Source organism: Microlunatus ginsengisoli (assembly GCF_039537205.1).
Taxonomy (GTDB): Bacteria; Actinomycetota; Actinomycetes; order Propionibacteriales; family Propionibacteriaceae; genus Microlunatus; species Microlunatus ginsengisoli.
Genome location: NZ_BAABAB010000022.1, coordinates 206,895 through 220,882, shown reverse-complemented (window position 1 = coordinate 220,882; position 13,988 = coordinate 206,895). Strand labels below are relative to the sequence as shown.

Here is a 13,988-nt window from a genome sequence, read left to right as displayed (position 1 = left end):
CGATCGAGGCGCATCACCGGTGCACGCTCTCGAGCTCGGTCTGGACCGCTCCGGAGCGGGCAACGACGGAGCCGGCATGGACGACCAGCTCGCGGCTCGGTCGGGCGGCGACGGCGTGCGCCGCCGTGAGCGCGTCCACCAGGACGAGGTCGGCCGGGCCGCCGACCTCCAGCCGACGATCCGGCAGACCGAGGACGCGGGCGCCGCCAGTGGTCGCGGCTTCGATCGCGAGCTCGATCTCGTCGTCGCGGCGCAGGCCGTTGCGGTAGGCGACATGCATCGCGCGCTCGAGCATGTCGCCGGTGCCGTACGGCCCCCACAGGTCGCGGATGCCGTCGTTGCCGCAGGCGACGGTGACACCGCGCTCGGCGAAATAGGGGAGCGACGGGACGGCGACGTCGTAGACCGCCGCGGTCACCAGCGCCACTCCGGCCTCGGCAAGGGCGTCGGCCAGCTGGTCTCTGTCGGGGCCGGCCGCAGCGCTCGCCGCGTCCGCGTGGCTGATGGCGACCCGGCCCTGGAGACCGAAGACGACCGTGCGCTCGATGATCCGGTACGTCTCCCAGAGGCCGAGGGTTCCCTCGTCGTGCAGGTGGAAGTCGAGTGCTGCGCCGTGCTCGGCGGCCAACCCGAAGAGCGCGTCGAGCTGAGCGATCGGATCGTTGTCAACGCCGGCCGGGTCGATCCCGCCGATCACCGCGGCACCGGCCTGGACGGCCGCGGCAAGCAGGTCGAGGGTTCCCGGGCTGCGGATGACGCCGCCCTGGGGGAACGCGACCTGCTGGATGTCGATCAGGCCGGTGAGCCGCTCGGCCGCCGCCGCGACGACCTCGATGCCCGCTAGTCCGATGCCCGGGTCGACGTCGGTATGGGTCCGCAGCGCGGTCGTACCGGCCGAGATCATCTGCCGGATCAGGCTCTCGGCGTTGTCCGTGCTCGGCAGCCCGAACTCCGTCCGGCGGGCGCGTTCGTTGGCAATCCGGTCGGTGAGCAGGGGCCCGGCGCTGTGCGGGACCCACGGCGTACCCCACAGCGTCTTGTCCACGTGGGCGTGGGCGTCGACGAACGCCGGCAGCGCCAGCAGGCCGCGTCCGTTCTCGATCCGGGTCTGGCCGTCATGGTCGGACTCTTGGGCGAACGGGGGCTGGTAGGCGAATCGGTGGCCGGCGGGGTCGCACGGCGCGACGGCGGTGATCCGCCCTGACTCGCAGATGACGTCCACCGGGGTGTCCGGCTCGGTCCAGAGGCGTACGTCGTGCAGCAGAAGCGATGAAGCGGTGGCCATGATGCGCCGTCCTCACTTGGTATTTGGTATACCATAAACCAACGGGTCGGAGCTGGCAAGAGTCGAGTCGGGGATATATTCGCGGCGGACGGACCACGACCCGGAGCGGAGACGGTGTGACGACACAGCGGGGCGCGACCGTCGGCGCGCGCCATCAGTCCCTACGCGAGGCGGTCGTGGTCGAGCTGCGCGACAAGATCATCGACGGTGAGCTCGGCTCGGGTGAGCGGGTGGTGGAGCGGGACCTCGCCGCCGAGCTGGAGGTATCCCGGATCGTCATCCGGGAGGCGATCCAGCAACTCACCGCCGAGGGTCTGCTGGTCGTGGCGCCGCGGCGCGGTGCGATGGTGGCTCCGTTCACCGACGACTATGCCGACCAGCTCACCGACGTCCGGGTCGCGCTCGAGCCGATGGCCGCCCGCCGGGCTGCCGAGCACCGGACCGACGCCGACCTGCGGAATCTTCGGGACGCGCTCGACGAGGCGGCCGCCGCGATCGAGCGCCGGGACCTGGCCGCCGCCGCCCGGCTCAATGTCGACTTCCACCTCGAGATCGTGCGCTGCGCCCACAACCCGATCCTGGAGACGACGATGGGGCCGCTGATCTCTCAGGTGCGGCGCTTCTTCCGGCTCGGGCAGGACACCGAGTCCTCCGGTTGGAACGACGCGCACATTGCGCTGTACGAGGCGATCCGAGACCGCGACCCCGAGCGGGCCGCCCGGCTGGCCGCCGAGCACATCGAGGCCACGCGGGCGCCCATGCACTCCCGGGTCGACAGCCCCGAGCAGCCTCGGTCCTGACCGACGCCACGGCTTCTCGGCCGGTCCGGGCGTCCAGTGCACGATCGTCCGGCACCGACTCGGCACGGTGAGCGCCGCACGGCACCGGTGCGAACGTCGTGTGCGGGCCTCCTCCGGGACGACCCTCACGGAGCGGGTGCGCTTCGAGCTCGCACCCCGTGCCGGCAGGCGTCCGGCCGGCGCCAGCGTCGGGAAGCTGCGGGTTCCGGCGCCTTCACGCTCGCAAGAGTCATCCGCGCGCGGCACTCGAACTGATGTGTGATGTCTCAGGACATAGGCGACAGTTGTGGATCAGGACATCGGAGACGGTTGGGGTGTCAGGACTTCCGTGACGCTTTGGGAGTCTTCGGGCGTGGTCCGCGGGGTTGGCCGTTGCCGACGTAGGTGATGCTGGGTGCTGGTCGCGTGTGCTCGGCGAGGATCACGCCGTCGAAGTCGGCGACGGTGATGTGGTCGCCGTTGACGATGACCAGGACTTGCTGGGTCCGTGCTGTCCGCCCACCAGGTGGGTGACCCTGGCCAGCGTGAAGGTGCCGGCGCTGGTCAGCTTCCTGACGCTCGTGCCCGGTGGGCAGGTCCGTCGGCACGGGCACGGGCTGGGAGCGTTTGATGGCCGCCTGGACGAAGAAGGAAGGGCTCCTCGGGTTTGGAGCGAGCAGCCTCGGCGTTCTCGGTGGCCTCCCGCGCCGTGGTGGGTGTGACCCGCCCGGGAAGACCTTGGTGGGGGCGTGCGGTGTTGTAGAGGTGGTCGATCGCGTCGACCTGGGCCTGCAGGTCGGCCAACGTGTTGGCGAGTGGTTGCTTGTCGAGGGAGCGGAACAGGGTCTGGTGGAACCGTTCGTTCTTCCCTTGCGTGGTCGGCTTGTGCGGTTTACCGGTGATCGCCTGGACACCCAGGCTCGAGACGTGGGCGACGAGTTGGCCCAGGTGGCCGCGGCGTGACGGGTTGAGCGCGGCGCCGTTGTCGGACAGCAACCTCTGCGGCACCCCGTGGGCGGCCACGGCCTTGTCGAACACGGTGATCGCTGCTTCGGACGTCTCGCCCCACGCGACGTGGGAGGCGACCGCGTAGCGGGAGTGGTCGTCGATCAGCTGGAAGATCACGCACGTACGCCCACCGGTCAGCACGTACTCGGTCGCATCGAGTTGCCAACACGCGTTCGGTGCCGGATACACGAACCGACGCCACGCCGAGCGGGGCTTCTTCTTCGGCTCCAGACGAGCCACTCCGGCCTGCCGGAAGATCCGCGCTAGCGACGCGGTCGAGGGCACCTGCGGCAAACCCATCGCCGCCATCTTGTCGTGCACGCTGATCGGGCCGTGGTCCAACCCGGATGCCTCCAGAGCGGCACGCACCCGTACGGCCTGGTCCTTGACCTGGTCGCTCAGCTTCGACGGACTCGACCGCGGCCGCCGCGATCTGGGCTCCAGCACCGCCGCCGGCCCGTCGACCGTGACTCGATTGCGCAGCTCGTAGAACGACTTGTGTGAGATGCCGTGCTCGGCACAGAAGGTTGTGACCGCGCCACGCGGGGCATCATCAGGCCACTGCGCGATCGCGAGACGGACACGAGGATCGATGGGTTCATGGGCAGCCACCGCCGAAGCCTCGCGGCCGAAGTGTCGCCACCAAGACCACCCGAACCGTCACCGATGTCGTGATCCAAAACCGTCACCGATGTCTTGCGAGATGGCAGTGCGGCACTCGAACTGGTGTTTGTCTTCGAACGTATGTTCGACTAATATGGGTCCATGAATCCGGACGAGGCAGTTGCAGCGACGCCGCTACAACATGCTTTGGACGCTTTCGCCACCTCGCTGGGTCATCTGGTGAAGCTGGTCGAGGACGGCGCCCTCTGCGACCTGGACCCGTCCGACCTGGTTGAGTTCATGCGCGATGTGGAGCAGGTCCGCAACCGGATCCCGCTGATCGACCACGCGGTGATCTCACACGCGGTCGAGAGCGAGCTGCCCGCGGCGCTGTGCCAGCGCTCGATCAATCGGGTGTTGACGGCCTCGTTGTGCATCTCGGCAGCTGAGGCGGGCCGCCGGGTTCGGGCGGCGGAGCATCTCGGGCCGCGCCGCTCACTCACCGGCGAGCCGTTGTCGGTCTGGCGCCCGCACCTGGCCAACGCGCAGCGGTGCGGCGAGATCACTCCCGAGCAGGTCGGCGTGATCGACACCGAGCTGCGCAAGGTCGACGGGCGCGGCTTCGATCCCGGAGAGGTCGAGTCCGGGGAACGGATCTTGGTCGAGGCCGCACGGGCGGCCGGTCCGGAGGATCTTCGCGGGCTTGCCGCGCGGGTGGTCGAGGCCATCGATCCCGACGGGACCCTGCCCGACGACGAGCATCAGCAGCTCCGCAGGTTCTTTCATCTCCGGACAGCAAAGGATGGGTCGTTTCGCGGCGAGTTTCGGCTGACGCCGGAGGTCGGGCAGAAGCTCAAGGTGATCCTGGACCCGCTGTCTGCTCCGCAGCAGACAAGCTTCTGCATCGGAGACGGCGAGACGGTTCCAGAAGACGCAGATCCGGACTCAGCGGGTGGCGATCCATCGGGCTCGGGACGGGATGCAGGTGCCGGTGTCGGCACTGCGAACGGCCGGCGCGCGATCGAGCCGGATCCTCGGACACGAGGACAGAGGGTGCACGACGCGATCGGGCAGATCTGCGATCGACTGCTCCGATCGGGGAGCCTGCCCGATGCGGGCGGTACGCCGACGACCTTGGTCGTGACCATCGACGCCGACAAGCTGAGCTCGGGTGCCGGCTCCGGGTCCTTCGCCGACTGCACCCCGGTCGCGGCTCAGTCCGTGATCGATCTCGCCGACCAGGCCGAGGTCGCCTGGTGCGTCAAGGGCTCGCGGGGCGACGTACTCGCGTTGGGCCGGTCCCGCCGGCTGGCCTCACCGGCCCAGACCCTGGCGCTGTTCGCGCGCGACGGCGGCTGCTCGTTTCCCAACTGCGACGTCGAGCCATCATGGTGCGAGCGGCATCACGTGGTCCCGTGGCTCGACGGCGGACCGACCGACCTGAGCAATCTCACCCTGGTCTGCCGATATCACCATCACGACTTCGAACGCCGCGGCTGGCGCTGCCGGATCGACCGCGACGGACTGCCGGCCTGGATCCCACCAAAGTGGATCGACCGCCAGCAACGCCCCATCGTCCATCCGAGGATCCTGATCCGGCGCTGGAAGCCCCGAGAGGCACTTCCGGACGCGGATCCGCCCTGGTAACGAGTCGAAGACCCGCTCGCTGGCGGCGGGTTCGAACCGAGCGCGGCGCGGCGCGCTGATGGCGAACGGCACCGCGCGGCCGCCGCTGTGACGTTGCCGCCGCAAAGCTGCCGCCCGGGGCCGACCGTTCTCGGGCTGGGTCGTCGCTCACGGGGCAGGCTCAGGGTGGCGATCGAGTCGCAGCGGAGGGAGTGGCCGCGCTCCTGGATCCAGTACGCACAGACGACGTCGGAAACTGTCCCGCTGTTGCATCGACACGCCGGTGGAAGCTGCACAGTTTCCGGGACGGGACGGGACGGGGCGCGGGCCGGGCAGGCGCAGGGTCCGCAGGCTCGGGTGCGTGCTGGTGCGACAGAAACTGTGCCGCTGTTGCACCGACACGCCGGTGAAAGCTGCAGCAGCTGCACAGTTTCCGGGTCGGGGCGGGGCGGGCGGTTTGGGGGCTGGCCGGGCAGGTCAAGCCGAAGGGGGAGGCCGGCGGGGCAGGCCGGGGCCGGGTCCGGGCGGATCTGGCGGGCAGTCAGCTGAGACCGGGACGGGCGGCGAGGTCCGGGGGGAGTTGGGCGGCGGCTTCGCGGTCGAGCAGCCACAGCGTGCGGTCGACTCCGGAGACGCCGCCGGCCGGCACCTGGACCGGCCCGGCGCCGAGCAGCGCCATCTTGGCCGCAGCCGCCTTGTCCGCGCCGCTCACGATGAACCAGACCTCGTGCGAGCGGTCGATCACCGGCAGGGTGAGGCTGATCCGCTCCGGCGGCGGCTTCGGCGAGGAACGGACCCCGATCACCTCGCCTTCCGCGTACGACGACGGGTGCTCGGGGAAGATCGACGCGACGTGCCCGTCCGGACCCATCCCGAGGAGGCAGATGTCGAATACGGTGTCGCCGAGCTCGCGCGCGTAGGCGTCCGCCGCGTTGTCCAGCTCCATTCCCGCGTCGCTGCTGGGCATCACGTGGACGCGCGCCGGGTCGAAGCCGAGCGGCCGGAGCAGGTCCAGGGTCGAGTCGGCGTTCCGGTCGGCGTCGCCGGCCGGAACGAACCGCTCGTCGCCCCACCAGAGCTCGACCCGGCTCCAGTCCACGGCCGCGTGTGCGCCCTCCTCGGCCAGGTGACCGTAGGCCCGGGTCGCGATCCGGCCGCCGGTCAGGCACAGCTGCGGCACCCGGAAGTCGCGCTGGAGCTCGGCCAGCCGGGCGATCAGCCGGTGCGCCAGCGCCTCGGCCACCTCGTCGGCCGAGTTGTGGACGACGACCTCGTAGCCGCTCACGACTGCTTCCGGGTTCGCGTGCTTCTCGCGGCCTTCGTCGCGGATGCCGCGGTTGCGGATGCTTTCCTCGCGGCGGCTGCCTTCTTCGCCGGTGCCTTCTTGGTCGCCGCCTTCCGAGTCGACGACGTCGACGCGGCGGCCTTCTTCGTCCCCGCTGTCTTCTGCGCGGCCGACTTCGCGGGCGACTTCGCCGGTGATTTCGTGGGCGCCTTCGCGCCGGGCGCCCGCTTGCTCACCCGCTTCGCCGGTGCGCTCGCGCTGTCGGTGCTCTCCGCTTGCCGGTCGCTGGCCGCCGCTTTCTGCGTCCGCCGCCGGGTCGTCTTCGGCGCCGGCACCTCGGTGCCCGGCTCGTCGGCGATCTCGGCCGCGCTGACACCGGCCGGGGCCCGCCGCGCCGCCTTCTGCGCAGCCGCCTTCCGCCGGGTGCCGAGCAGCGACTTGAGCACCCGGTCGTACTCCTCGTCGGAGTCCATCCGGCGCATCTCCTCGCTGATCAGCTCGGTGATGTCGCGGCGCTTGAGCGCGACCAGGCGTTCCGGCTGCCCCGGCACCGCGTACGAGGCCAGCAAGCCGTCCGGCCGGGTGATCGCGATGTCGCCGGCGGCGGTGCCGAGCCGGGCGGCGGTGATGCCGGGGCCGCTGCTCGTCCGCCGGATCACCTCCAGCTTCAGCCGCAGGTGCAGCCAGGCCGCGAGCAGATCGGCCGACGGGTTCGACCGCTCGGCCTCCACGGCGACGGACTTGATCCGGGCCGGGTATTGGTCCAGGGCGGCCGCGAGCAGCGCCCGCCACGGCGTCAGCCGGGTCCAGGCCAGGTCGGTGTCACCCGGCAGGTAGTTCTCCGCCCGGGTGGTCAGCGCCTGCAGCGGGCGGGTCACGTTCGCGGCGTCGGTCAACCGCCGCCCGGCCAGCTGCGCCAGCTCGTCGTTGGTCGGGTTGGCCGGGCACTTGCCCGGCCACCAGATCACCACCGGAGAGTCCGGCAGCAGCAGCGGCCGGATCACCGACGCCGGGTGATCGGCGATCGCCCCGCTCATCCGGACCACGATCACCTCGCCCGGGGTGCCCTCGCCGATCCGCACCTCCGCGTTCATGGTCGGCTTCCGGCCGCCGCCGGTGACCACGAGCAGGATCCGCGAGGGATGCTCCCGGCCGGCCTCCATGCTGGCCTGCAGCGCGGCCTCGTATTCCTTCTGCTCGGCCACGATGATCAGCGTCAGCACCATGCCCATCGCCGGGCTGCCGGCGCTGCGCCGGGCCTTCACCAGGGCCGAGCTGATCTGGGCCGAGGTGGTGTTCTCCAGCTCGATGATCACGGTCGCCTCCAGGCCCGCCCGTCGCGGGCGAGCATCTCGTCGGCCAGCGCCGGTCCCCAGCCACCCGGCTGGTAGTCCTGCGGCGGCTCGTCCAGGCTCGCCCAGTAGTCCAGCACCGGGTCGAGGATCTCCCAGGACAGCTCCACCTCTTCGTGGTGCGGGAACAGCGGCGGATCGCCGAGCAGGACGTCCAGGATGAGCCGTTCGTACGCCTCCGGCGAGGCCTCGGTGAACGACCCGCCGTAGGCGAAGTCCATGTTGACCTCGCGGATCTCCATCTGGGTGCCCGGCACCTTCGCCCCGAACCGCAGCGTGATGCCCTCGTCCGGCTGGATCCGCAGCACCAGCGCGTTGTGCCCGAGTTCCTCGGTGTCGGTCGCGGTGAACGGCAGGTGCGGTGCCCGCTTGAACGCCAGCGCGATCTCGGTCACCCGGCGAGCCAGCCGCTTGCCGGTGCGCAGATAAAACGGCACCCCGGCCCAGCGACGGTTGTCGATGTCGACCCGGATGGCGGCGTACGTCTCGGTCTTGGAGTCGGCCGGGATCCGCTCCTCCTCCAGGTAACCCCTCACCTTCTCGCCACCGGCCCAGCCGCCGGCGTAGCGGCCGCGGGCGGTGTGCAGATCCATCCGGGCGGGCGGCCGGGTGGCGGCCAGCACCTTCTGCTTCTCGTTGCGCAGCTGGCCGGCCTCGAACGAGTTCGGCTCCTCCATCGCGGTCAGCGCGAGCAGCTGGAGCAAGTGGTTCTGGATCACGTCGCGGGCGATGCCGATGCCGTCGAAGTAGCCGGCCCGGCCGCCGATCCCGATGTTCTCGGCCATCGTGATCTGGACATGGTCGACGTAGTTGTTGTTCCAGACCGGTTCGAACATCTGGTTGGCGAACCGCAGCGCCATCAGGTTCTGGACGGTCTCCTTGCCCAGATAGTGGTCGATCCGGAACACCGACCAGGGCGGGAACACCTCCGAGACGATCCGGTTGAGCTCCTTGGCGCTGGCCAGGTCGTGCCCGAACGGCTTCTCGATCACCACCCGGCTCCAGCGGCCCGCCTGCTGGTCGGCCAGGCCGTGGGATCGGAGCTGGTCGACCACGGTCTGGAACAGGCCGGGCGGGATGGAGAGGTAGAAGGCGTGGTTGCCGCCGGTGCCCCGGGCCTCGTCCAGATCGTTGATGGTGCGCTGCAGCTTGTCGAACGAGGCGTCGTCGCCGATCTCACCGGGCACGAACCGGATGCCCTCGGACAGCTGCCGCCAGACCTCCTCCCGGAACGGGGTCCGGGCGTGCTGACGAACCGCGTCGTGCACGATCTTGGCGAAGTCCTGATGGGCCCAGTCGCGCCGGGCGAAGCCGACGAGCGCGAAGCCGGGTGGAAGCAGTCCGCGGTTGGCCAGGTCATAGACCGCCGGCATCAGCTTCTTCGTCGACAGGTCACCGGTGACGCCGAAGATCACGAGTACGCACGGACCGGCGATCCGAGGGAGTCGCCGGTCCTGTGCGTCCCGGAGCGGGTTCTCGCGTTGGCCGAGGATCACTCGGACTGGCCCGTGTCGATGTCGCCGGCCTTCGAGCCGCCCGGGTCGGGCTTGCCCTTCTTGGCGTCGTCGAGCGCTGTCTGCACGGTCTCGACCAGCTCGGACCAGGACTTGTCGAACTTGTCGACGCCCTCGGACTCGAGCACCTCCACCACGTCGTCGTAGTCGATCCCGAGCGCTGCCAGCCGGTCCAGCACCGACTGCGCCTGGTCGGCGGTGCCGCTGACCTTGTCGCCCTCGATCTCGCCGTGGTCGGCGAAGGCCTGCATCGTCTTCTCCGGCATCGTGTTGACCGTGTCGGCGACGACCAGCTCGGTGATGTACAAGGTGTCGGGGAGGTCGGGATCCTTGACCCCGGTCGACGCCCACAGCGGACGCTGCTTGTTCGCGCCCTTCGCGGCCAGCGCCTCCCAGCGGTCACCGGCGAACTGCTCCTCGAAGACCGCGTACGCGAGTCGCGCGTTGGCGATCGCGGCCTGGCTCTTCAGGCTCCGGGCCTCGTCGCTGTCGATCGCCTTCAGCCGCTTGTCCACCTCGGTGTCCACCCGGGACACGAAGAACGACGCCACCGAGTGGATCTTCGACAGGTCATGACCGTTGGCGGCGGCCTGCTCCAAGCCGGAGAGGTACGCGTCGATCACACCGCGGTAGCGGTCGAGGGAGAAGATCAGCGTCACGTTCACGCTGATCCCCTCCGCGATCGAGGCGGTGATCGCCGGCAGACCGGGCTTGGTCGCCGGGATCTTGATCAGGACGTTCGGCCGGTCGACGATCTTGAACAGGTCGGCGGCCTGCGCGATGGTCGCGTCGGTGTCCATCGCCAGACCCGGCTCGACCTCGATCGAGACCCGGCCGTCGAAGCCGTTGCTCGCCTCGTAGACCGGAGCCAGCACGTCACAGGCGTTGCGGACGTCGTCGGTGGTGAGCGCCTTGATCGTGTCGGCGACATCGGAGTCGCGCTCGGCCAGCTCGCGGATCTGGTCGTCGTAGGCGTTGCCCTTGGACAGCGCCGCGGCGAAGATCGTCGGGTTCGTGGTGACGCCGACCACGTTGGAGTTCTCGATCAGATCGGCCAGGTTGCCGGTGTTGATCCGGTCCCGGGACAGGTCGTCCAGCCAGATGGAGACACCCGCGTCGGCGAGGGCCTTCAGTCGTTCGCTCATGCTGATGAGCCTTTCTCGATGTGCTGGTTCAGCTGATGGTGACGCCGGGATCGGATTCCAGATCCGCGGTCGTCTTGGGGCCGCTGGCCGCCGGATGCGCAGGCGCCGGCGGCTCGCCCGGCTTGGTCGCGGCCTCGATGCTCTCGCGGGCCGCGGCGGCGACGGTGTCACCGCTGAAGCCGAACTCGGCGAACAGCTTCCCGGCCGACGCGCTGGCACCGTAGTGGTCGATGCTGATGATCCGGCCGGCGTCACCGACCAGATCGCGCCAGCCGACGGACACGCCGGCTTCGATGCTGACCCGTGCCTTTACGTCGGGCGGGATCACCGCGTCCCGATACCCCTGGTCCTGCTCGTCGAACCACTCCCGGCACGGCATCGAGACGACCCTCGCCTTGGTGCCCTCGGCGGCCAGGATGTCGCTGGCGGCCAGCGCGTACTGCACCTCCGACCCGGTGCCGATCAGGATCACGTCCGGGGCGCCGTCCTCGGCGTCCTTCAGCACGTACGCGCCCTTGGCCACGCCGCTGGTGTCGGCGTAGCCGTCGGTGCCGCGCGGCACGATCGGCAGCGCCTGCCGGCTCAGGCACAGCCCGGCCGGGCGGTCCTTGTTCTTCAGCACGGCTGCCCAGGCGGCGGCGGTCTCGTTCGCGTCGGCCGGGCGGACGACGTCCAGGCCCGGGATGCTGCGCAGCGCCGCGAGGTGCTCGATCGGCTGGTGGGTCGGGCCGTCCTCGCCCAGACCGATCGAGTCGTGGGTCCAGACATAGATCACCGGCAGCCGCATCAGCGCGGCGAGCCGGACCGCGGGGCGCATGTAGTCGGAGAACTGCAGGAAAGTGCCGCCGTACGGCCGGGTACCGCCGTGCACCTTGATGCCGTTCATGATCGAGCCCATGGCGTGCTCACGGATGCCGAAGTGCAGCGTCCGGCCGTACGGATTGCCGGGGAACATCTTCGTCTGGCGGTCCGTCGGCAAGAAGCTCGGGACACCCTCCATCGTGGTGTTGTTGGACTCGGCCAGGTCGGCCGAGCCGCCCCACAGCTCGGGCAGCTTGTCGGCCAGCGCGCCGAGCACCTTGCCGGACGCGGCCCGGGTCGCGATGCCCTTGGGATCGGCGTCCCAGCTGGGCACGGCGTCCTCCCACCCGGGCGTCAGCTCGTTCTTGACCATCCGGCCGTACAGCTCGCTCGCCGCCGGGTTGGCCGCCGCCCAGGTGTCGAACGAGCTCTGCCACTCAGCCAGCGCCTCGGCGCCGCGATCGACCAGCTTGCGGGTGTGGGCGATGACGTCGTCGCCGACCTCGAACGTCTTGTCGGGGTCGAAGCCCAGCAGCTCCTTGGTAGCCGCCACCTCGTCCTTGCCGAGCGCGCTGCCGTGCGCCTTGCCGGTGTTGCGCAGGTTGGGCGCGGGCCAGCCGATGATCGTCCGCAGGCTGATGAAGCTGGGTCGGTCGGTCACCTCCCGGGCGGTCCGCAGCGCCTCGTCCAGCTCACGGACGTTCTCCTTGTACTCCGTGCCGCCGTTGGTCCAGTCCAGCTCCTGGACGTGCCAGCCGTAGGCGCGGTAGCGAGCGGCGGTGTCCTCGGTCAGGGCGATGTTGGTGTCGTCCTCGATCGAGATGTGGTTGTGGTCGTAGATGACCGTCAGGTTGCCCAGCCGCTGGGTGGCAGCGAGCGAGGACGCCTCGGAGGTGACGCCCTCCTCGATGTCGCCGTCGGAGGCGATCACATAGATCTGGTGGTCGAACGGCGAGCTGCCCGGCGCCGCGTCGGGATCGAGCAGGCCCCGTTCCCGCCGCGCCGCCATCGCCATGCCGACGCCGTTCGCGAGTCCCTGGCCCAGCGGTCCGGTAGTGATCTCCACACCGTCGGTGTGGCCGTACTCGGGGTGTCCGGGGGTCTTGGAGCCCCAGGTCCGCAGCGCCTCGAGATCGTTCAGCTCGAGGCCGAAGCCGCCCAGGTAGAGCTGGATGTAGAGGGTGAGGCAGGAGTGCCCACAAGACAGCACGAAGCGGTCACGGCCCGGCCAATGGGTGTCGGCCGGGTTGTGCCGCATCACTTTCTGGAACAGCAGGTAGGCCACCGGCGCCAAGCTCATCGCGGTCCCGGGGTGTCCGTTGCCGACCTTCTGCACGGCGTCGGCCGCCAGGATCCGGACCGTGTCGACGGCACGGGAGTCGAGGTCGGTCCAGCCGTCGGGATACAGGCTGTCGCCGTCAACGGTTTGGGGGGTTGTGGTCTCGGTCACAGCTTCGCGGTCCTTCCGCTCTCGCAGGCACGTGGTCGCCGGCGCATGGTGCTGCCTCGCGGCGATATCGCGAGCCTATCGAAGTGGCACTTTGACCCCCGCGGCGGTCGGGGCCATAGACTCACCTGTCGTGACGAGCATCGACATGTCCGGTCCCGTGTCCGCGGACCGGGTGGGCGATGCATCGGCCGACCGCTCGCTGCCGGCCCTTGCGGCCGCGGAGGCGACGGCCGCCGGGGCTCGGATGCGCGACGTCGTCTCGGCGTACTTCGGGCTGACCAAGCCGCGGATCATCGAACTGCTCCTGGTCACCACCGTGCCGGCGATGTTCCTGGCCGCGGGCGGGGTGCCCTCGCTGCTGCTGGTGCTGAACACCATGATCGGCGGCTGCTTCGCCGCGGCCAGCGCGAACGTGTTCAACTCCGTGCTCGACCGCGACATCGACGAGCGGATGCGCCGCACCCGGCGCCGTCCGCTGCCCCGGCATCTGGTCGGACCGCGGGCGGCGACCGTCTTCGGCGTCGCGCTCGGCGTGCTGGCAACGTTGTGGCTCGGGCTGTTCGTCAACTGGCTGTCGGCCGGGTTGGCGCTGGCGGCGAACGCGTTCTACGTCTTCGTCTACACCCTCTGGCTGAAGCGCCGCAGCTCCCAGAACATCGTCTGGGGCGGCATCGCGGGCTGCTTCCCGCCGCTGATCGGCTGGACCGCGGTGACCGGTTCGCTGGCGCTGGCGCCGTTCATCCTGTTCGCCATCGTCTTCTTCTGGACCCCGCCGCACACCTGGGCGCTGGCCTTCCGCTATCGGGAGGACTACGCCGCGGCGGACGTACCGATGCTGCCGGTGGTGAAGGAAGCGCCAGCGGTCGCGTGGCGGATCCTGATCTACTCCGTGGTGACGGTGGCGGTCTCGCTGACGCTCTGGCCGGTAGCCGACACCGGCTGGCTCTATCCGGTCGTGGCCGCCGTCGCGGGGGCGGTGCTGATCGCGGAGTCGATCCAGTTGCTCCGGCGGGCCCGGGCCGGGCTGACCGATGCCGCGCTGAAGCCGATGCGGCTGTTCCACTGGTCGAACTCCTACCTGGCGCTGGTCTTCGTCGCCGCCGCGGTCGACCCGTTGCTCCGCTGAGCCCGGCCGGTTCG

General features: G+C 70.0%; 10 protein-coding genes. 3 read left to right on the top strand and 7 right to left on the bottom strand.

The annotated features are described in order from the left end of the window. Window positions 1-13: 13 nt before the first annotated feature. Window positions 14-1,285, bottom strand: a complete 1,272-nt coding sequence (locus ABD747_RS15965) for an amidohydrolase (protein ID WP_344806302.1) — start codon at window positions 1,283-1,285, stop codon at window positions 14-16. A 116-nt stretch (window positions 1,286-1,401) separates the two neighbouring features. Here ABD747_RS15965 and ABD747_RS15960 point away from each other — a divergent pair, with 116 nt between their 5' ends. Then, complete coding sequence (locus ABD747_RS15960; protein WP_344806300.1) at window positions 1,402-2,085, top strand: GntR family transcriptional regulator; 684 nt, start codon at window positions 1,402-1,404, stop codon at window positions 2,083-2,085. Window positions 2,086-2,628: 543 nt separating this feature from the next. On the opposite strand, the gene ABD747_RS15955 is transcribed toward ABD747_RS15960, so the two are convergent. Then, entirely contained in the window at window positions 2,629-3,684 is a 1,056-nt protein-coding gene (locus tag ABD747_RS15955) for an integrase core domain-containing protein (RefSeq protein WP_425562544.1), read from the bottom strand. 153 nt (window positions 3,685-3,837) lie between these two features. Here ABD747_RS15955 and ABD747_RS15950 point away from each other — a divergent pair, with 153 nt between their 5' ends. Continuing rightward, window positions 3,838-5,322 carry an HNH endonuclease signature motif containing protein gene (locus ABD747_RS15950; RefSeq protein ID WP_344806298.1) on the top strand — a complete coding sequence of 495 codons (1,485 nt, stop codon included), beginning with the start codon at window positions 3,838-3,840 and terminating at the stop codon, window positions 5,320-5,322. 520 nt (window positions 5,323-5,842) lie between these two features. Here the strand turns inward: ABD747_RS15950 and pgl are convergent. From pgl to tkt, 5 genes are read right to left on the bottom strand one after another with little or no spacing between them, the layout of a single operon-like run. Further along, window positions 5,843-6,586 (bottom strand): 6-phosphogluconolactonase, encoded by a 744-nt coding sequence (gene pgl, locus ABD747_RS15945; protein WP_344806296.1) that lies wholly within the window; start codon window positions 6,584-6,586, stop codon window positions 5,843-5,845. Further along, window positions 6,583-7,902 carry a glucose-6-phosphate dehydrogenase assembly protein OpcA gene (locus tag ABD747_RS15940; RefSeq protein ID WP_344806294.1) on the bottom strand — a complete coding sequence of 440 codons (1,320 nt, stop codon included), beginning with the start codon at window positions 7,900-7,902 and terminating at the stop codon, window positions 6,583-6,585. Before ABD747_RS15940 ends, pgl begins: the two co-directional genes overlap by 4 nt. Continuing rightward, a complete protein-coding gene (zwf, locus tag ABD747_RS15935) occupies window positions 7,899-9,434 on the bottom strand; it encodes a glucose-6-phosphate dehydrogenase (RefSeq protein ID WP_344806292.1) in 1,536 nt (511 codons plus the stop codon). The genes ABD747_RS15940 and zwf overlap by 4 nt, the downstream gene beginning before the upstream one ends. Then, window positions 9,431-10,597, bottom strand: coding sequence for a transaldolase (gene tal, locus ABD747_RS15930; protein ID WP_344806290.1), 1,167 nt, complete (start codon window positions 10,595-10,597; stop codon window positions 9,431-9,433). Before tal ends, zwf begins: the two co-directional genes overlap by 4 nt. Window positions 10,598-10,625: 28 nt before the next feature. Beyond that, on the bottom strand, window positions 10,626-12,848 hold the full coding sequence (gene tkt, locus ABD747_RS15925; RefSeq protein WP_344806288.1) for a transketolase: 2,223 nt from the start codon (window positions 12,846-12,848) through the stop codon (window positions 10,626-10,628). Between the two features lie 145 nt (window positions 12,849-12,993). Between tkt and ABD747_RS15920 the strand changes: the two genes are divergently transcribed. Next, the gene (locus ABD747_RS15920; RefSeq protein WP_425562549.1) at window positions 12,994-13,974 is read left to right on the top strand and encodes a heme o synthase; all 981 of its coding nucleotides are present in this window, start codon (window positions 12,994-12,996) and stop codon (window positions 13,972-13,974) included. Window positions 13,975-13,988: the final 14 nt, after the last annotated feature.

Excerpts from the sequence above, each read along its gene's own strand:
- ABD747_RS15965 (WP_344806302.1), bottom strand. The coding sequence starts at position 1,285 with ATGGCCACCGCTTCATCGCTTCTGCTGCACGACGTACGCCTCTGGACC.
- ABD747_RS15950 (WP_344806298.1), top strand. The coding sequence starts at position 3,838 with ATGAATCCGGACGAGGCAGTTGCAGCGACGCCGCTACAACATGCTTTG.
- tal (WP_344806290.1), bottom strand. The coding sequence starts at position 10,597 with ATGAGCGAACGACTGAAGGCCCTCGCCGACGCGGGTGTCTCCATCTGG.
- ABD747_RS15920 (WP_425562549.1), top strand. The coding sequence starts at position 12,994 with ATGTCCGGTCCCGTGTCCGCGGACCGGGTGGGCGATGCATCGGCCGAC.